This window comes from Pseudomonas sp., from assembly GCF_035497915.1.
Lineage (GTDB): Bacteria > Pseudomonadota > Gammaproteobacteria > Pseudomonadales > Pseudomonadaceae > Serpens.
On sequence record NZ_DATJCS010000039.1, the window covers coordinates 120,262 to 138,023 of the forward strand.

A 17,762-nucleotide genomic window follows, 5' to 3' on the forward strand; every position below is an offset into this window, starting at 1 on the left:
GCTCGCGAATGAATTCGCTCCCACGGGAAGGCTGGAGCGTTCCGTGGGAGCGGACTTGTCCGCGAGCTTTTACTCCACCATGTCCCGGTAGGGGTTCTCGGTCGGGTAGCGCACCGGCTGGGCGAAGCCGGGGATCTGCACGCGCTGGTCATCGATCTGCAGGGCGTGCTCGTCGATCATTTCCTCGCCGAAGCGGTAGAGGACATCGAGCTGGCCACGCAGGGCCTGCTGGTCGTAGGCGCTGGCGGCGGCGCGGGTGGCCTCGCGGCGGGCCAGGTAGTCGTTGAAGATGGCTTCGCCATGGCGCTTGCGCAGCATGCGTTCGACCACATGCGGGGCCAGCACGTAGGCGCTGGCGTTGTTGCCGCCGAAGCCCTTGGAGTTGAGGAAGCACACGTCCATCGCCTGCTCGCCCAGCTGCAGGTCGCGGGTGGCGATGCGCAGGCGCTGCTGATGCACGTCGTCGGCCACGCGATCGATGGTCTTGATGCCGGGGATGATGCCGTACTTGAAGGTACCCAGCGCGGCCACCAACTGGTCGGCGCTGGCCGGGGCCAGGGAGTGGCCGACATAGGCCTTCACTGCCGCCACCGGCCAGTCCTGGATGCCGAAGGCCGCGGCGATGCGGTCGATCAGCTCCGACTCGGTGACGCGGTTGGCCGGGGTGCTGGAGCCGTGCGCATGCACGAAGCTGCGCTGGCGCACGCCGTCCTCGCCGACCAGCTGCATGGCGCTGGCCACCGCCTTGGCCAGGGTCAGGTAGTTGCCCGGGCCGGGCGCGGAAATCGAGCGCTTGAAGCCGTCGGCGTTGACGAACACTTCCGGCGTGGCGCCGTGGATGTCGGCGCCCAGCTCCAGGGCCAGCGCGTCGTCCATCAGCACCACGAACTGGCAGGACTCGGCCAGGGTGAAGCCGCAGTTCTCGCCGAACGGGCGACTGGCGCGGCGGAAGTCCACCTCGTCCCTGCCTTCGATGTGGCGCAGGCCTTCCTCGGTGGCCAGGGCGCTCATCGCGCCGTAGCCGTCGATGCACTCGACGGTGATCGGCGCCTCGCTGTTGCCGACCACCGCCACGCGGGCGCGGCCGCTCTGGATGGCATCGATGCCCTTCTGCAGGTTGTACAGGAAGGTCGCACACGCGCCGGACATGGCGCCGGTGCTGCCGACACTGCCCAGCACGTAGGCGTTGATGAAGTCCGCCGGCATGGTGTTCAGGCCCAGCGGCAGCTGCTTGGAGGTGACCCGGCCGCCCTTCAGGCGCGCCTGCATCAGGCCGCCATAACCGTTCTCGTCCAGCTGGCTCATGATGCTGCCGGCGTACACGGCGATCTCGTCCGGAGCCACGCTGGCGGTGATGCGTTCCCAGTCGATGCCGATCGAGCGCAATGCGTCGGTCATGCCAACGATGGTCATCTGCAGGCCGCGCGGGTGGAAGCGGGAGTTGTACAGCTCACCCGGCTCGAAGCCGGTCGGCAGCTGGCCGGCGGATTTCACCGGCAGCGGCCGGTAGCTGTCCACCTTGACCTCGCAGCTGCCCTGCAGGAAAACCCGCACCTGGCTGCCGGACAGCGGTTCCACCGTCCAGTTGGCCGGCAGCGGCTCGGGCAGCTGCTTGCGGCTGGTGACGAAGCTCAGCGGCTGGCCCTCGACGCTGTCCAGCACCAGGCTCTTCTGCCAGTGTGCGGCGTCGACATCCAGGTGCTGCTTCTCGATGCGGCGGATCAGGGTGTGCTCGAGGATGTATGCGCCGAAGCGCTGTTCGATTTCGGCCGGGGTGATGATCAGTCCGTCGGCGTCACGGTAGGCGCCTTCGCTGTAGCTCACCTGCCTCATCATCACCGCCAGGCCGGCCAGGGTCTGCTGGCGGGTTTCGCTGTCCAGGGATTCGATGACCATGCGCCGGAAGCCGTGATGGAACGAGCTGCGTCCGGCCGAGTTGTAACCACCGAAACCGACTATGACAGGTAAGCGAGACATGACCCGGGATACTCCTCACGCAAAGGGTCGGCGCGGTGGGACGCGCTGACCGGGAATTTGTCGCGCCTGCAGACGACGAGGCACGTTCTTGTGGACTGCCTTGCTTGACGCAGTGTCTGACCATGAAGTCACGGATGTCACCCATTGGTCGGAGTTCCCCGCCGGGCGGCAGAAACGCGAAAGCCCGGCGCGGGGCCGGGCTTTCGGTTGGGTTTCCCCTCTCCCCTGATGGGAGAGGGGCTGGGGAGAGGGTGAGCCGCCTTACGGCATGCCCAGCCAGTTCGGCAGCGCCAGGGAGACGGCCGGCACGTAGGTGATGATCACCAGGAAGACCAGCAGCAGGCACAGCCAGGGCATGGCGGCGCGGATCACCTGCGGTACGGTCATGCCGGTCACCGCCGAGGTGACGAACAGGTTGAGGCCCACCGGTGGCGTGATCAGGCCGATCTCCATGTTCACCACCATGATGATGCCCAGGTGGATCGGGTCGATACCCAGCTCCACGGCGATGGGGAACAGGATGGGCGCCAGGATCAGGATCACCGCGGACGGCTCCATGAAGGCGCCGGCGATCAGCAGCACGATGTTAACCACCAGCAGGAACTGCCAGGGCTGCAGGCCCAGCTCGACCACCCAGGCGGTGATCTGCTGCGGAATCTGCTCGGTGGTCAGCACGTGGGCGAACAGCATGGCGTTGGCGATGATGAACATCAGCATGATGCTCAGCTTGCCGGACTCCAGGATCACCTGCGGGACCTGTTTGATGGTCAGGTCCTTGTAGACGAAGATCGCGATGAACGCCGAGTAGACGGCGGCCACGGCGGCGGCTTCAGTGGGGGTGAACATGCCGGAGTAGATGCCGCCGAGGATGATCACCATCAGCAGCAGGCCCCACAGCGCCTTGCGGCCGGTGCTCAGCCACTGGCGCAGCGAGGCGCGCGGCATGGCCGGCAGGTTCTTCTTCACCGCGACGATGTAGATGGCCAGCATCAGCGCCAGGCCGAGCAGAGCGCCCGGAATCACCCCGGCGACGAACAGCTTGCCCACCGACTGTTCGGTGGCGGCGGCGTACACCACCATCACCACCGACGGCGGAATCAGGATGCCCAGGGTACCGGCGTTGGTGACGATGCCGGCGCCGAACGCCTGCGGGTAGCCGGAGCGCACCATGCCGGCGATGGCGATGGAGCCCACCGCCGCCACGGTGGCCGGCGAGGAGCCGGACAGCGCGGCGAACAGCATGCACGCCAGCACCGCGCCGATGGCCAGGCCGCCACGGATGTGGCCGACGCAGGCGTTGGCGAAGTCGATCAGACGGCGCGCCACGCCGCCGGTGGTCATGAAGGCGCCGGCCAGCAGGAAGAACGGAATGGCCAGCAGAGTGTAGTGCTCGGAGGTCTCGAACAGCTTGATGGCCAGCGAACGGACCGAGTCCTCGCTGAAGATCATGATGGTCAGCGAACCGGCCAGGCCGAGGGAAACGGCAATCGGCACGCCGATGAACATCAGCGCGAACAGCACGGCGAACAGGAACAGAATGGACATTACTTGCGCTCCTCGGTGTCGTCGTGCTGTGCCAGGTGTGCCGCTTCAGCGGCCTCGTCAGCCAGGCCCAGGCCGGTCTGCTGGCCGCGCAGGATGCGCACGAAGATTTCAAAGAAGCGGATGAAGCACAGGGTGAAGCCCAGCGGCACGATCAGTGCGATGTGCCATTGCATGACGCCGTAATGGCCCAGGTCCTCGGCGCCGATCTGTGCGCGCATGAGGGTGGCCACCCATTCCAGGCTGGACTCGGCCAGCAGGCCGGCGTAACCCAGGCAGATCAGGCAGGCAAGAATGCCGATGGCGCGCTGGGTCTTGTGGTTGAACAGCTTGACGATGGCATCGACGCCGATGTGGCCGGCGGTGCGCACGCCGTAGGCGATGCCGAAGAAGATCAGCCAGGCGAACAGCGCCTTGGTCAGCGCGTTGCTCCAGGTCATGGCCTGGGCTACGGACAGGATGGCGTCGCCGATGGTGAACCAGAAGTCCTCCAGGCTCGGCATCTTTTCCGCGAACCAGTAGAACATCGAGTAAAGGTTGTTGAGCGCGACATACACGAAGGTAACCAGTGTCATGGCGCCGAGGAGAAATGCGATGAACATCTCCTCGAAGTGATCCCAGATGCGCCGCAGGGCGTTCATGGATGACATCTCCCGGTGGGTTGGACGAACGTCGCGAGAGCGACCAGAAGCCGTACCTGGCAGTTTTGTGTCTTGTTGTTACCGCAGGTCCCGCGGCATTGAAACGGGCACGCCGAAGCGTGCCCGTAAGGCCGTAAGGCCAGAAGGAATTACTTCTGGTTGGCGGCCTGGGCGGCCTTGATCAGGTCGGCGCCGATTTCGCCTTCGAACTTCTTCCACACCGGCTGCATGGCTTCACGCCACTTGGCACGCTGCTCGGGAGTCAGGGTGATGATTTCGGTGGTGCCGGCAGCCAGGATGCGCTGCTTGTCGCCTTCGTTCAGCTCGTAGGCCAGACGGTTGACCTCGACGCTCACCTCGTCCATGACCTTGCGCAGTTCGCCGCGCACGTCGTTGGGCAGACCTTCCCAGAACTTGGTGTTGGTGATCACCATGTAGTCCAGCAGACCGTGGTTGGACTCGGTGATGTACTTCTGCACTTCGTGCATCTTCTGCGAGTAGATGTTCGAGTAGGGGTTCTCGGCACCGTTCACCACGCCGGTCTGCAGGCCCTGGTAGACCTCGGCGAAGCTCATCTTGCGCGGGTTGGCCTTGAGTGCCTTGAACTGCTCGTCCAGCACGGCGGAAGCCTGTACGCGGAACTTCAGGCCGCGGGCGTCCTTCGGTTCGACCAGCTTCTTGTTGGCGGACAGCTGCTTCAGGCCGTTGTGCCAGTAGCCCAGGCCGGTGATGCCCTTGTCCTGCATGGAAGCCAGCAGCTTCTGGCCGCCTTCGCTCTTCTGGAAGCGGTCAACGGCTTCGATGTCGTCGAACAGGAACGGCAGGTCGAAGATCTGGATGGCCTTGGAGTAGTGTTCGAACTTCGCCAGCGACGGGGCGATGATGTGCACGTCACCCAGCAGCAGCGCTTCCATTTCCTTGCCATCGCCGTACAGCGAGGAGTTCGGATAGACCTCGACCTTCACCTTGCCCGGCAGGCGCTCTTCGGCAAGACGCTTGAACATCAGCGCGCCCTGACCCTTCGGGGTATTTTCCGCGACGACGTGGGAGAACTTGATGGTGATCGGATCGGCCGCATGGACCAGTCCCGCGACGCTCAGGGACAGTGCGCAGGCGACAGCCTTGGCAGTTAGCTTGAACATGGTTGGGTACATCCTCTTTGTTGTGTGTATCGCTAGGCGATGAAGCCGTGCTCGGTCAGCCATGTCCGCTTCTGGTTGTTGGAACTTCTCGACGCGAACATGGGCAAAGCTTGGACCGAAACCGGCGACAAGGCGACTAGCAATTGATATGCCAATTTGCCGCAACCCTGTAGCGTCCATGCCGGCAGACTACAGTGGAAGCGGTGCAGGTCGCATGGCAGGTGCCTTTTGGCGGGATCCCGCCGGTCAGTCGAATGACTCTGGCGGATTCCCGCCAGCGTCGTGCACCGTCAGTCCATGCTTGCGCAGCTTATCGTGCAGGGTCTTGCGCGGAATGCCCAGCGCCTCGGCGAGGCTGCGTAAAGAATTGTGCGGGCGCGCCAGTTCGGCGGCGATCAAGGCGCGTTCGAAGGCTTCCACTTGCTCGCTCAGCCCGCCTTGGGTGGCTGCGGCGGGCGTCCCGGGCGACTCGGCTTCGAGTCCCAAGCCGAGGCCGAGGGCGAAGCGCTCGGCGGTGTTCTGCAGCTCGCGCACGTTGCCCGGCCAGCTGTGGCGCAGCAGCAGGGCGCGCTGGCCGGCGTCGAGCGGCACCACCGGCAGGCCATGGCGTTGGCTGGCGGCAGTTGCGTAATGCTCGAACAGCATCAGCGCATCCTCGCCGCGCTCGCGCAGCGGGGCGATCTTCAGCGGCGCGACGTTCAGCCGGTAGTAGAGGTCGGCGCGGAAGCGCCCCTGGTCGGCGGCCTGGCGCAAATCCTCCTTGGTCGCGGCGATCACCCGGATATCCAGCGGAATCAGCTGGTTGGAACCCATGCGCTCCACGACGCGCTCCTGCAGCAGGCGCAGCAGTTTGACCTGCACGTCCAGGCTCATGCTCTCGATCTCGTCGAGGAACAGGGTGCCGCCGCTGGCGTGCTCGAACTTGCCGATGCGGCGCTTGGCGGCGCCGGTGAAGGCGCCGGCCTCGTGGCCGAACAGCTCGCTTTCCACCACCGACTCGGCCAGCGCGCCGGCGTTGATGGCCACGAACGGGCCGTCGCGGCGCGCGGAAAGGTCGTGCAGCGCGCGCGCCACCACCTCCTTGCCGGCGCCGGTTTCGCCGAGGATCAGCACGTCGGCGGAGGTGGCCGCCAGGGCGGCGATCTGCTCGCGCAGGCGCTGCATGACCGGCGAGCGACCGAGCAGCCGCACCTCCAGCTGCTGGCGGTCGGCCAGCGCCAGGCGCAGGCTGCGGTTGTCCAGCACCAGGCGGCGCAGGTCCAGGGCGCGGCGCACGCTGTCGAGCAGATGCTCGCTGGCAAAGGGTTTTTCCAGGAAGTCGTAGGCGCCGGCACGCATGGCCTGCACGGCCAGCGGCACATCGCCGTGGCCGGTGATCAGCAGCACCGGCAACTGCGGGTCGCGCTCCTGGATCTGCGCCAGCAGCTGCAGGCCATCCAGGCCGGGCATGCGGATGTCGCTGACCACCACCCCGGGCCAGTCGCGATCCAGGCGCGCGGCGACACCCTGCGCGCTGTCCAGGGCCAGCACCCTGAGGCCGGCCAGGTCCAGGGTCTGGCTGAGGGCCAGACGCAGGTGCGGGTCGTCGTCGATCAGCAGTACCTGGATCGCGTTGTCGATGGCAGCATCCGGACTCATGCGGACAGATCCTCCGGCGGGTAGGGGTTGGTTCCGGGCTCGGCCAGGCGCAGGCGCAGGGTCAGCTGCGCACCACCTTCGGGATGGTTGCCGATCAGCAGCTCGCCGCCCAGGGCGCGCATCAGACTGTCGCAGATCGCCAGACCCAGGCCCAGGCCCTGGGTGCTGGTCTTGGTGGTGAAGAAGGGTTCCAGGGCGCGGGCCAGCGCTTCGTCGCCGAAGCCACGCCCGTTGTCGCGGATGCTCAGCGACACAGCCTGCTCGTCCTGGTGGGCGGCGATCCACAGCTTGCGCGGTTGCGGCCGCTCGCTCAGCGCGTCCAGGGCGTTGGCGATCAGGTTGCTGAGTACCTGGCGCAGACGGGTCTCGCCGGCCTGCACCCACAGCGGCGCGTCCGGCAGGTCGCGGATCAGCTCCACGTCCAGGGTGCGGCGGCGCTGCGCGTGCAGGGCCAGGGCGTCGTCCAGCGCCGGCTGCAGCGCCATGCTTTCCGGCGCGTGGCGGTCGCGGCGCGCGAAGGCGCGCAGGTGGGCGATGATCGACGCGGCGCGGGCGGTCAGCGCGCTGATCTGCTGAAGGTTGGCGTTCACCTCGTCGTGGCGCTGGTGTTCCAGCAGGATGCGCGCGTTGTCGGCGTAGCTGCGCATCGCCGCCAGCGGCTGGTTCAGTTCGTGGCTGATGCTGGCGCTCATGGTGCCCAGCGCCGACAGCTTGCCGGCCTGCACCAGTTCGTCCTGGGCGCGCACCAGCTCCTGCTGGGCCTGCTCACGCTCCAGCACCTCCTGCTTGAGGCGGCTGTTGAGGCTTTCCAGGTCGCGGGTGCGCTCCAGCACCCGGGCTTCCAGTTCCCGCTGGGCGCGGGTGCTCAGCGCGATGCGATCCAGGTAGTGGCGCTGGCGCTGCAACCACAGCCCATACAGCGCCAGGATCGCCAGCAGGGCAATGGCGCCGCCGGCCAGGATGCTCTGCACCGGCCGTTCCAGCTGGCTGGTCGGCGTCAGGATGCTCACTGTCCAGCCGATCTCGTTGAGGTGGCGACTCTGCTGCAGCCACAGGCTGGGGTCGAGCTGCAGCACCGGCAGGTCGAGGGTCGGGTAGGGGCGGTGCAGGGCAATGGCGTCCTGTTCCTCGACGCTCAGCGGGCGGGTGGTGCGAAAGCGCCAGTTCGGGAAGGAGGTCAGGATCGCCACGCCCTGGCTGTCGGTGACCAGCAGGCGTTCCGGCGCGTTGCCCCACAGGGTTTCGGTCTGGTCCAGGTCCACCTTGACCACCAGCACACCGAGCCGCTCGCGGCCATACTCGATGGCCTGGCCGAAGTAGTAGCCGCGTTTGCCGGAGGTGTTGCCCAGGCCGAAGAAGCGCCCCAGGTGGCCGTCCATGGCTTCCAGGAAATAGGGCCGGAAGGCGAAGTTGCGGCCGACGAACGCGTCCGGCTGGTCCCAGTTGGAAGAGGCGATGGTCAATCCGTCGGCACGCATCAGGTAAATCACATCCGCGCCGGTCTGCTGCTTGAGGCGCGTCAACTGGTGGTTGGCCAGCTCCAGCGAGGCGCTGTTGTCCGGGCTGAGCAGGGCGTTGCGCAGCACCGGCAGGTTGCCGAGGATGCCCGGCAGGGTTTCGTAGCTGCGCAGCGTACCCAGCAGATTGGCGACGTACAGGTCCAGCGTCTGGCGGTTCTGCTCGGCCAGGCGCGCGCTGTAATAGCGTTCGGCAAGCTCATGCAGCGGCCATAGCAGCAGGGCCAGCAGCAGGGCGAGAATGCCCAGGTTGCGCCAGCGCGGCCTGTTCGAGGAAACGGAAGGTTGGGTCATGCGGCTTGGTGTGATTCGGCAAGGCCATAGGGTCGCCGGAACGCCGGCGCGGTTCAAGTGCGACGGACGGAGCGCTTGAAGGGTCGGACAACCATCCCCATCCTTTATGAGACCGTCGTTATAGGCTAGTTCTATTAGCGGGATTTAGTTAATAAATTAGTGCTTGCGGGTCAATCGGCTAAGATGGCCCCCATCAAAACGTTGCAACCCACCCTCCAAGGAGTCAGTGAATGTCCGTTATCAACACTCAGATCAAGCCGTTCAAAGCCCAGGCCTTCAAGCAGGGCAAGTTCGTCGAAGTCACCGAAGCCGACCTGAAGGGCAAGTGGTCCGTATTCTTCTTCTACCCGGCCGACTTCACCTTCGTCTGCCCGACCGAACTGGGCGACGTGGCTGACCACTACGCCGAGTTCCAGAAGCTGGGCGTGGAAATCTACTCCGTCTCCACCGACACCCACTTCACCCACAAGGCCTGGCACGACAGCTCCGAAACCATCGGCAAGATCCAGTACACCATGATCGGCGACCCGACCATGCAGATCAGCCGCAACTTCGAAGTCCTGCGTGAAGACCAGGGCCTGGCCAACCGCGGCACCTTCATCGTCGACGCCGACGGCATCATCCAGGCCGTGGAAATCACCGCCGAAGGCATCGGCCGTGACGCTTCCGACCTGCTGCGCAAGGTCAAGGCTGCCCAGTACGTCGCTTCCCACCCGGGCGAAGTCTGCCCGGCCAAGTGGAAGGAAGGCGAAGCCACTCTGGCTCCGTCGCTGGACCTGGTAGGCAAAATCTAAGCAACCCGCAACGGTTGTACCGCTACGGGAGCCAACCGGCTTCCCTCTGGCCCGACGCCCGGGCGTGATCCGTCCGGGCGTTTTGTTTCCGGAATTTCTACACGGGGTATCGCACACCATGTTGGACGCCAATCTTAAAACCCAGTTGAAGGCCTACCTCGACAAGGTCACCCAGCCGTTCGAGATCGTCGCGTCCCTCGATGATGGCGCGAAGTCCCAGGAGATGCTGGGCCTGCTGCAGGACATCGCCAGCCTGAGTGACAAGATCACGCTGCGCACCGATGGCAACGATGCGCGCCGCCCTTCGTTCTCCCTGAACCGCATCAACGGCAACATCAGCCTGACCTTCGCCGGTCTGCCGATGGGCCACGAATTCACGTCCCTGGTTCTGGCCCTGCTGCAGGTCGGCGGCCATCCGTCCAAGGAAAGCCAGGACGTCATCGAACAGATCCAGGGTCTGCAAGGCGAATTCAACTTCGAGACCTACTTCTCCCTGTCCTGCCAGAACTGCCCGGACGTCGTGCAGGCGCTGAACCTGATGGCCGTGCTGAACCCGAACATCCGCCACGTCGCCATCGACGGCGCGCTGTTCCAGGACGAAGTCGAAGCCCGCCAGGTGATGTCCGTACCGAGCATCTACCTGAACGGTGAAGTGTTCGGCCAGGGCCGCATGGACGTCGCGCAGATCCTCGCCAAGCTGGACACCGGCGCCGCCTCCCGCGCCGCCGACGCGATGAATGCCAAGGACGCCTTCGACGTGCTGGTCGTCGGTGGCGGCCCGGCCGGCGCATCCGCCGCCGTCTACGCCGCCCGCAAGGGCATCCGCACCGGCGTGGCGGCCGAGCGCTTCGGCGGTCAGGTGCTGGACACCATGTCCATCGAGAACTTCATCTCCGTGAAGGAGACCGAAGGTCCGAAGCTGGCCCGCGCCCTGGAAGAGCACGTCAAGCAGTACGACGTGGACATCATGAACCTGCAGCGCGCCAGCAAGCTGATTCCGGCAAGCGAAGGCGGCCTGCACACCGTGGAATTCGAGAGCGGCGGCCGCCTGCAGGCCAAGACCGTGATCCTCTCCACCGGTGCCCGCTGGCGCGAAATGAACGTGCCGGGCGAAGCCGAATACAAGGCCAAGGGCGTGTGCTTCTGCCCGCACTGCGATGGCCCGCTGTTCAAGGGCAAGCGCGTGGCGGTGATCGGTGGCGGCAACTCCGGCGTGGAAGCGGCCATCGACCTGGCCGGCATCGTCTCCCACGTGACCCTGCTGGAGTTCGGTGAAAGCATGCGTGCCGACGCCGTCCTGCAGGCCAAGGTGCGCAGCCTGCCGAACGTCACCATCCACACCCTGGCGCAGACCACCGAGGTGCTGGGCGATGGCCAGAAGGTGACCGGCCTGGTCTACAAGGACCGCACCACCGAGCAGCTGCACACCGTCGAGCTGGAAGGCATCTTCGTGCAGATCGGCCTGCTGCCCAACAGCGACTGGCTGAAGGGCACCGTCGAGCTGAACCGCTTCGGCGAGATCGTGGTCGACGCCAAGGGCCAGACCAACATCCCCGGCGTGTTCGCCGCCGGCGACGTGACCACCGTGCCCTACAAGCAGATCGTCATCGCGGTCGGCGAAGGCGCCAAGGCGTCGCTGAGCGCCTTCGATCACCTGATCCGTCAGGGCTGATCCACACAGAAAAAATGCCTGCGTGCAAACAGGCGAACCCCGTGGCGCAAGCCACGGGGTTTTTTATTGCAGGGTGTTTCTATACGCCCGGGGGTATGGAGGCCGAGGTTGTCTCCAGCCCGACGGAAGGCCACCATTGCCGCTTCGACCATGGGGTCGTGCTGTCACCAAAAGGAGAACACCGTGAAAGCTCTTGTCATCGGCAGCCTGAGTGCCGTACTCGCCGCCGTCAGCCTGACCGCCAATGCTCAGCTGAGCGTTGAAGACCAGATCCAGTACCGCAAGGCCGGTTACCAGTTCATGTCCTGGAACATGGGCAAGATCAAGGCCCAGGTCATCGACGGCAGCGTGCCGTTCGACGCCGCTCAGGTGCAGGCTTCCGCCAACGCCATCGCCGCGCTGGCCAATTCCGGCATGGGCGCGCTGTACAGCCCGGACAGCGTGCAGGGCAAGGCCCCGGTGAAGACCCGCCTGAAGCCCGAGTTCTTCCAGAACCTGGAAAAGGCCGGCCAGATCGGCGGCCAGTTCGTGCAGGCCGCCAACACCCTGGCCAGCGAAGCCGCCAGCGGCGACCAGGCACGCATCCGCAAGGCCTTCGGTGACGTCGGCGCCGGCTGCAAGGCTTGCCATGACGACTTCCGCGCCAAGTAAGCGCTGAAGCGTCATGCAAAAGGCCGATCATTCGATCGGCCTTTTTTGTGCGGGATCGCAGAGGCCATGCTCCCGGACACTTTCCCTCTTCCCGCGAGGGGAGAGGGCGTTCCGCTACCAGCTCAACGCCGGCGGCGGGGTGGCCGGTTTCGGCGGTTCCAGCCATTGCGGCGCCTGCTGCAGCGCCCACCCCGCCGCCAGGCTGATGGCCAGGGCGAACAGGAACGCTGCCAGACTGCCGCCACGGGCCGCCTGTTCCGGTGCCATCTCCGTGTCACGGCCATGCAGCATGGCCTGCACCAGCTTCTTGCCACGCAGCTGATACGCCACGATAGCCACGATGTGCAGCACTATCAGCAGCATCAGCAGGTTCTTCAGCTGGCGATGCATGTCGGTCAGCCACAGGCTGGTCTCGGTATCCACCAGGCGGGCCAGCGGGCCGCGCAGGGCGATGTCGTCATAGGCCAGCAGACCGGTCACGGTCTGGGCGATCAGCACGGCGATCAGGGCCAGCACGGACAGCGCGCCCAGCGGGTTGTGCCCCGGCTGGCGCCATTCCCCGCGCAGGTAGCGGCCCATCGCGAACGGCGCGCTGACGATGGCGTTCCAGCGGGCATAGGTGGAACCCAGCAGGCCCCACAGCAGGCGGAACACCAGCAGGCCGGCGACGAACACGCCCAGATCGGCGTGCCAGCCCATCCAGTTGCCGCCGGCCAGCCCGGTGGCGATCGTGCCCGCCACGCTCAGCACCAGCAACCAGTGAAACAGCCGCAGCGGCAGGTCCCAAACCCTCTGTGTCATGTTCGACTCCTCGACGTCCGGCATGCGCCGGCGTCTGCAATGGGGGTTGCCGGCGGGCGACATGGTATCCGCTCGGCTGGGGCCGGAGCAGCGCCAGTGCGTGACAGAATGCCTCAGCGGATCAGGGGGTGGCCCGGTTGCGTCAGCGGCGGGCGACTTGCCAGAGTCGGGCAATTTCGGTGGCGCGCGCCTGCAGCAGGGCGGCGGCATCGGCGCAGGCCTGCCGCAGATCGATCGGGCCGGGCGCCAGGCTGAAGGCGGCGCTGAGGCCGGCGGCGTACAGGCGCTGGTAACCCTCGCCCAGGCTGCCGGCCAGGGCGATCACCGGCACGCCGGCCGCGTGGGCGATGCGGGCCACGCCCAGCGGCGTCTTGCCGTGCAGGGTCTGGGCGTCCAGGCGTCCCTCGCCGGTGATCACCAGGTCGGCACCCTGCACGGCCTCGGCCAGGCCGCAGAGCTCGGCCACCACCGCGATGCCGGGGCGGAAGCGGGCGCCCAACAGGGCGCGCGCCGCAAAACCCAGCCCGCCGGCCGCCCCGGCACCCGGCTCGGTCGAATGATCCGTGCCCAGCGTGGCGGCCATCCGCTCGGCGTAATGGGTGAGCGCCGCATCCAGCAGGCGAACCTGCTCCGGGCTGGCGCCCTTCTGCGGGCCGAACACCGCGGAGGCACCGTGCGGGCCGCACAGCGGGTTGTCCACGTCGGCTGCCACCAGCACCGGCACCTGGGCAAGGCGCGGGTCCAGCCTGGACAGATCGATTTCCGCCAACCGGGCCAGCGCCGCACCACCGGGCGCCAGCGGCTGCCCGGCGCTGTCCAGCAGACGCACGCCCAGGGCGCGCAGCAGGCCGGCGCCGCCATCGTTGGTGGCGCTGCCGCCCAGGCCGAGGATGATGTGTCGCGCCCCGGCATCCAGGGCCTGGCGAATCAGCTCGCCGGTGCCCTGGCTGCAGGCGCGCGGAATGTCGCGCTGGTCGGCCGCCACTTGGTGCAGGCCGCTGGCGGCGGCCATCTCGATCACGGCGGTGCCGTCGTCCAGCCAGCCCCAGTGGGCCTCGACGGGCGTGCCCAGCGGGCCGCTGACCGTGCAGGTGCGCCGTTCGCCACCCGCTGCCGCCAGCACCGCGTCCACCGTGCCTTCGCCGCCATCGGCCATGGGTCGCAGCAGGCATTCGGCCGCCGGGAACACCGCCTGCCAGCCGCGCGCGATGGCCTCGGCCACCTGCGGGGCGGCGAGGCTTCCCTTGAACGAGTCCGGGGCGATGACGATCTTCATGGTGACGCGGATGTCAGGCCTGTAGGAGCGGCTTCAGCCGCGATGCTTTGGGGGATGAACAGCATCGGCGCTGAAACCCCTCCTACCGACAGGCGATGCTCAGATCACATAGCCGCCAATGGCCACGAAGTGCAGCGAGCTGCCACCGACCACGAACAGGTGCCAGATGCCGTGCCAGTGCCGAAAGCGCGTGTCGTAGACGAAGAACACGATACCCGCCGTGTACACCACGCCACCGGCCAGCAGCCAGGCGAAGCCCTCGCCGCCCAGGTTGCGCAGCAACGGGCCGATGGCGATCAGCACGATCCAGCCCATCACCGCGTAGATCACCAGCGACAGCACGCGCGCCTCGGAGCGCGGCTTGATCTCCTGCAGCATGCCGATGATCGCCAGGCCCCAGACGATGCCGAACAGCGTCCAGCCCCAGGCGCCATTGAGCGTCACCAGGCAGAAGGGCGTGTAGCTGCCGGCGATCAGCAGGTAGATCGACAGGTGATCGAGCTTGCGCAGGATGCGCTTCGCCCGCCCACGCACGCTGTGGTAGACGGTGGAGATGGTGTAGAGCAGCAGCAGCGTGGCACCGTAGATGGACACCCCGACGATCTTCCAGGGGTCGCCATCCAGGCTGCTGAGGACGATCAGCCACACCGAGCCGGTCAGGGCCAGCAGGGCGCCGGCCAGATGGCTCCAGGCGTTGAAGCGTTCACCGTGATACATGCCATTTCTCCTTGATCCGCGTCGCCAGTATAAGCAAGCGAACATGAACCGGCAGTGACGGTTTTGTTCCGTCATCCCTGACGCATGTGTCGCAACCTAGCGTTTTGCTTCCACACCCGGCGCCGCGGAGCGCGTCAGGAACGCCTGAGTGAGTTCCGGCAGGTGCGCGCGCAGCCAGTCGGACATGGCGACCTCCTGCTGCAGGATGGACTCGCAGACCCGCTGGGTCTCGGCGTCCCCGGCCACCTTGGCGGCCTCGATCAGCACGGTGTACGAGGCGATCTCCATGTTCTCGAACACGTAGCCGCTCATGGCACCCTTCACCACCTCGTCACTCATCACCATGCCGGCCATGCCCTGGCCGAAGGCCATGATCTTGGCGGAGAGGTCCTTCAGCGTGGACGGACTGCTGCCCAGGCGCCGCAGGCAGGTTTCCAGCTGGGCGCGCTGTTGATGGGTTTCCTCCAGATGCTGCTGGATGCGGGCGCGCAGCTGCGGGTAGTGCTCCAGCCGCTCGACCTGGGAACTAAGCATGTTTTCCGCCTGCTGCTCCATCGCATGGGCGTCGCGCAGCCAGTCGAGCAGGTTGTCTTGGATCGTCGTCATTGTTCGGTCCTCCCATGGCAGTGGTCGTCTGCTGTGAGCGGGCCGCCCGCCGGGTGTTCAGGAAAGGGGACGGGTGGAAACGCCGGCGGCCGCCCATCGTGCGCCTGCAACTCTGCGCGCGGCTCCCGATCAGGACTGAGTGGCTATCGTGGCCTTCCACCGACTGTACGGAGGTAAGCATGGAGACCCTGACCAGCCTGTTCGACGCCAAGGGCACGCCCCTGGACAAGCAGAAATTCACCTGGCGCGAGATGGCGGGCAAACCCATCAGCAAGCTCGACGACGACGCCTTCACCCGGGTGCGCATCATCCTCATGAACGGCATCGAGACCGACGCGTTGCGCCTGAAGAACATCGGCGCGCGCTTCCACGGCCCGCTGCGCGAGGCCCTCGCCCAGGTGCGGCGTGCCGAGCAGCACCAGGCCACTATGGTCAACTGGCTGCTCTCGGCCGACCACTCGCCGCTGGAGACCACCGTCGCCTACGAACAGGTGGCCATCGAGGTCACCGCCGCCGTGGCGCAGACCGAGCCCGATCCCTATCAGGCGCAGACCTATCGCTTCGGCCTGCTGGAGGATTTCGACCACCTGTACCGCTACTCGGCGATGCTCGATCGCCTGGAAGGCAAGGACGCCAACAACATCCTGCAGGGCTATACGGACATCATCCCCAGCCGGCCGACCACCGATCACCACCGCGCTCCGGAAGACGACCTGCGCGATTCCTACCAGCGCGACAGCGCCGCGCTGATCACCAAGATCCACGCGGCCATGATCACCGCCGCCGAATACCAGACCCACGACTACTACATGACCATCGGGCCGACCTTCTCCGACCCGCTGGCCCGCCAGCTGTACGCGGAGATCGCCTCGGTCGAGGAACAGCACGTCACCCAGTACGGCTCGCTGCAGGACCCCGACGAGAGCTTCCTGGAGAAGTGGCTGGTCCACGAGGCCATGGAAATCTACGCCTACCACAGCTGCATGGAGCAGGAGGAGAACCCGCGCATCAAGGCGATCTGGGAGCGCTTCGTCGACTACGAACTGGGCCATCTGCAACTGGTCGGCGAACTGCTCAAGAAGCACGAGCGGCGCGACCCGGCGGAGATTCTCAATGGCTCGGTGCCCAAGCTCATCGAGTTCAAGAGCCAGCGCGAATTCGTGCGCAAGACCCTGGCCGAGGAAATCGACCTGCGCGCCAAGGGGCACGCTTTCGTCGACCGCAAGAACGAGGGCAAGGCCAGCAAGGACTACCGCAAGCAGCTGCACGCCGACGGCGTTGCCTCGCAAACCGTGTCCGCCGGCTACCAGTGGACACCGGGAACCGAACTCAGCCTGAAGAAAGCCTCCTGAGGAGTTCACCATGCAGACCGCAGTCAAGATGGGACACAACGTCACCGGCGCGCAGATGTCGCCCAAGGACAGCGAAGCGCAACTCAAGGCCACGCGGGACGTGCCGCCGGATGTGGCGGGCGGCCCGGAAAAACTCGCCCTGGTGCGCACCCGGGAAGCGGCCCAGGCCGAGTCCATCGGCTCGGTGCCGGTACCCGGGTCGGCCAAGGGCATGCTGAAAACGGCGGTCAACAAGCTGGTCGGCGTCAGCCCCGAAGTGCTGATCGACAAGCTGGGCGAGCGCCTGGCCTTCGAGCGCGGCGGCGTGCGCCTCTACGACGCCCTGCTGGCCAAGGCCAAGGCCATCGACACCCTGGACAAGTCCATGCTGCAGACCCTGCAGCACTTTCGCCAGGAAGAAGCCGAACACCTGGGCCTGGTCACCGCCGCCATCGAAAAGCTCGGCGCCGACCCCACCGCCATGACCCCCTGCGCCGATGTGGCCGGCTGCATCAACATGGGCATGATGGAAACCATCACCGACCCGCGCACCAGCCTCGCCCAGTGTCTCAACGCCCTGCTCACCGCCGAACTCAGCGACAACGCCGGCTGGGAATTGCTCATCGACCTGGCCAACGCCTCCGGCCAGGGCGACATCGCCGACTCCTTCGGCAAGGCGCTCAAGCAGGAGCAGGTGCATATGCGCACGGTGAAGGAATGGTTGAGCCAGGAGGTGCTGGGGCAGGTGTAGCGGCGGCGTGAGCGCTTTCGCTCAGTGCTTCTCCTGGAGCGTTTGCAGGGCGGTACGGCAGCGCTCTTCGGCGGTATCCAGTTCGAGCTGCATCTGCTGGATGTCCAGCAACTGCTGCTCGAGCTGCTGCCGGCGTTCGGCAATCATGCCGAGCATGATGTTGAGCTGCTTCTGGTTGCCGGCCTGGGGGTCGTACAGCTCGATCAGCGTCTTGCATTCGGCCAGCGAGAAACCGATGCGCTTGCCGCGCAGGATCAGCTTCAGCGCGACGCGATCCTTGGCCGAGTAGATGCGCTCCTGGCCGCGCCGGGTCGGCGACAGCAGGCCCTGCTCCTCGTAGAAGCGGATGGCCCGCGTGGTGATATCCAGCTCGTTGGCCAGGTCGGAAATCCGGTAGGTCTGTTTGGACATG

Annotated in this window: 16 protein-coding genes; 5 read left to right on the forward strand and 11 right to left on the reverse strand. The window is 66.2% G+C overall.

What is annotated here, in order from left to right:
* Positions 1-69: 69 nt before the first annotated feature.
* The 6 genes from VL129_RS12480 to VL129_RS12505 form a co-directional block, all read right to left on the reverse strand.
* Entirely contained in the window at positions 70-1,977 is a 1,908-nt protein-coding gene (locus tag VL129_RS12480) for a beta-ketoacyl synthase (protein WP_325413152.1), read from the reverse strand.
* A gap of 261 nt (positions 1,978-2,238) precedes the next feature.
* Positions 2,239-3,522 carry a C4-dicarboxylate TRAP transporter large permease protein DctM gene (gene dctM / locus VL129_RS12485; RefSeq protein WP_325413154.1) on the reverse strand — a complete coding sequence of 428 codons (1,284 nt, stop codon included), beginning with the start codon at positions 3,520-3,522 and terminating at the stop codon, positions 2,239-2,241.
* Complete coding sequence (locus VL129_RS12490) at positions 3,522-4,160, reverse strand: TRAP transporter small permease (protein WP_325413156.1); 639 nt, start codon at positions 4,158-4,160, stop codon at positions 3,522-3,524. The genes dctM and VL129_RS12490 overlap by 1 nt, the downstream gene beginning before the upstream one ends.
* A 149-nt stretch (positions 4,161-4,309) precedes the next feature.
* Positions 4,310-5,302: a C4-dicarboxylate TRAP substrate-binding protein DctP gene (gene dctP / locus VL129_RS12495; RefSeq protein WP_325413158.1), complete on the reverse strand. Its 993-nt coding sequence runs from the start codon at positions 5,300-5,302 to the stop codon at positions 4,310-4,312.
* A gap of 246 nt (positions 5,303-5,548) precedes the next feature.
* The gene (locus VL129_RS12500; protein ID WP_325413160.1) at positions 5,549-6,940 is read right to left on the reverse strand and encodes a sigma-54-dependent transcriptional regulator; all 1,392 of its coding nucleotides are present in this window, start codon (positions 6,938-6,940) and stop codon (positions 5,549-5,551) included.
* Positions 6,937-8,751, reverse strand: a complete 1,815-nt coding sequence (locus VL129_RS12505; protein WP_325413162.1) for a sensor histidine kinase — start codon at positions 8,749-8,751, stop codon at positions 6,937-6,939. Before VL129_RS12505 ends, VL129_RS12500 begins: the two co-directional genes overlap by 4 nt.
* 230 nt (positions 8,752-8,981) lie before the next feature.
* Here VL129_RS12505 and ahpC point away from each other — a divergent pair, with 230 nt between their 5' ends.
* From ahpC to VL129_RS12520, 3 genes are all read left to right on the forward strand, one after another.
* Positions 8,982-9,545: an alkyl hydroperoxide reductase subunit C gene (ahpC, locus tag VL129_RS12510; protein ID WP_325413164.1), complete on the forward strand. Its 564-nt coding sequence runs from the start codon at positions 8,982-8,984 to the stop codon at positions 9,543-9,545.
* A gap of 118 nt (positions 9,546-9,663) precedes the next feature.
* Complete coding sequence (ahpF, locus tag VL129_RS12515; RefSeq protein ID WP_325413166.1) at positions 9,664-11,217, forward strand: alkyl hydroperoxide reductase subunit F; 1,554 nt, start codon at positions 9,664-9,666, stop codon at positions 11,215-11,217.
* A gap of 150 nt (positions 11,218-11,367) precedes the next feature.
* Entirely contained in the window at positions 11,368-11,868 is a 501-nt protein-coding gene (locus tag VL129_RS12520; RefSeq protein WP_414705201.1) for a c-type cytochrome, read from the forward strand.
* Between the two features lie 114 nt (positions 11,869-11,982).
* Here the strand turns inward: VL129_RS12520 and VL129_RS12525 are convergent, their stop codons facing one another.
* The 4 genes from VL129_RS12525 to VL129_RS12540 all read right to left on the reverse strand — a co-directional run bounded on the left by VL129_RS12525 (position 11,983) and on the right by VL129_RS12540 (position 15,268).
* Complete coding sequence (locus VL129_RS12525) at positions 11,983-12,669, reverse strand: cytochrome b/b6 domain-containing protein (protein ID WP_325413170.1); 687 nt, start codon at positions 12,667-12,669, stop codon at positions 11,983-11,985.
* Positions 12,670-12,811: 142 nt separating this feature from the next.
* Positions 12,812-13,945 (reverse strand): glycerate kinase, encoded by a 1,134-nt coding sequence (locus tag VL129_RS12530; protein ID WP_325413172.1) that lies wholly within the window; start codon positions 13,943-13,945, stop codon positions 12,812-12,814.
* 99 nt (positions 13,946-14,044) lie between these two features.
* Complete coding sequence (gene trhA, locus VL129_RS12535) at positions 14,045-14,662, reverse strand: PAQR family membrane homeostasis protein TrhA (protein ID WP_027589077.1); 618 nt, start codon at positions 14,660-14,662, stop codon at positions 14,045-14,047.
* Between the two features lie 96 nt (positions 14,663-14,758).
* Positions 14,759-15,268 (reverse strand): ferritin-like domain-containing protein, encoded by a 510-nt coding sequence (locus tag VL129_RS12540; protein WP_325413175.1) that lies wholly within the window; start codon positions 15,266-15,268, stop codon positions 14,759-14,761.
* Between the two features lie 179 nt (positions 15,269-15,447).
* Between VL129_RS12540 and VL129_RS12545 the strand changes: the two genes are divergently transcribed.
* Positions 15,448-16,620, forward strand: a complete 1,173-nt coding sequence (locus VL129_RS12545; protein WP_325413177.1) for a hypothetical protein — start codon at positions 15,448-15,450, stop codon at positions 16,618-16,620.
* Between the two features lie 10 nt (positions 16,621-16,630).
* Positions 16,631-17,350, forward strand: coding sequence for a ferritin-like domain-containing protein (locus VL129_RS12550; protein WP_325413179.1), 720 nt, complete (start codon positions 16,631-16,633; stop codon positions 17,348-17,350).
* Positions 17,351-17,371: 21 nt separating this feature from the next.
* On the opposite strand, the gene VL129_RS12555 is transcribed toward VL129_RS12550, so the two are convergent.
* Positions 17,372-17,761, reverse strand: coding sequence for a MerR family transcriptional regulator (locus tag VL129_RS12555; protein ID WP_325413181.1), 390 nt, complete (start codon positions 17,759-17,761; stop codon positions 17,372-17,374).
* Position 17,762: the final 1 nt, after the last annotated feature.

Bases quoted from the DNA above. Each gene is read 5' to 3' on its own strand.
- VL129_RS12480 (WP_325413152.1), bottom strand. From the start codon at position 1,977: ATGTCTCGCTTACCTGTCATAGTCGGTTTCGGTGGTTACAACTCGGCC.
- dctM (WP_325413154.1), bottom strand. From the start codon at position 3,522: ATGTCCATTCTGTTCCTGTTCGCCGTGCTGTTCGCGCTGATGTTCATC.
- VL129_RS12490 (WP_325413156.1), bottom strand. From the start codon at position 4,160: ATGAACGCCCTGCGGCGCATCTGGGATCACTTCGAGGAGATGTTCATC.
- dctP (WP_325413158.1), bottom strand. From the start codon at position 5,302: ATGTTCAAGCTAACTGCCAAGGCTGTCGCCTGCGCACTGTCCCTGAGC.
- VL129_RS12500 (WP_325413160.1), bottom strand. From the start codon at position 6,940: ATGAGTCCGGATGCTGCCATCGACAACGCGATCCAGGTACTGCTGATC.
- VL129_RS12505 (WP_325413162.1), bottom strand. From the start codon at position 8,751: ATGACCCAACCTTCCGTTTCCTCGAACAGGCCGCGCTGGCGCAACCTG.
- ahpC (WP_325413164.1), top strand. From the start codon at position 8,982: ATGTCCGTTATCAACACTCAGATCAAGCCGTTCAAAGCCCAGGCCTTC.
- ahpF (WP_325413166.1), top strand. From the start codon at position 9,664: ATGTTGGACGCCAATCTTAAAACCCAGTTGAAGGCCTACCTCGACAAG.
- VL129_RS12520 (WP_414705201.1), top strand. From the start codon at position 11,368: ATGGGGTCGTGCTGTCACCAAAAGGAGAACACCGTGAAAGCTCTTGTC.
- VL129_RS12525 (WP_325413170.1), bottom strand. From the start codon at position 12,669: ATGACACAGAGGGTTTGGGACCTGCCGCTGCGGCTGTTTCACTGGTTG.
- VL129_RS12530 (WP_325413172.1), bottom strand. From the start codon at position 13,945: ATGAAGATCGTCATCGCCCCGGACTCGTTCAAGGGAAGCCTCGCCGCC.
- trhA (WP_027589077.1), bottom strand. From the start codon at position 14,662: ATGTATCACGGTGAACGCTTCAACGCCTGGAGCCATCTGGCCGGCGCC.
- VL129_RS12540 (WP_325413175.1), bottom strand. From the start codon at position 15,268: ATGACGACGATCCAAGACAACCTGCTCGACTGGCTGCGCGACGCCCAT.
- VL129_RS12545 (WP_325413177.1), top strand. From the start codon at position 15,448: ATGGAGACCCTGACCAGCCTGTTCGACGCCAAGGGCACGCCCCTGGAC.
- VL129_RS12550 (WP_325413179.1), top strand. From the start codon at position 16,631: ATGCAGACCGCAGTCAAGATGGGACACAACGTCACCGGCGCGCAGATG.
- VL129_RS12555 (WP_325413181.1), bottom strand. From the start codon at position 17,761: ATGTCCAAACAGACCTACCGGATTTCCGACCTGGCCAACGAGCTGGAT.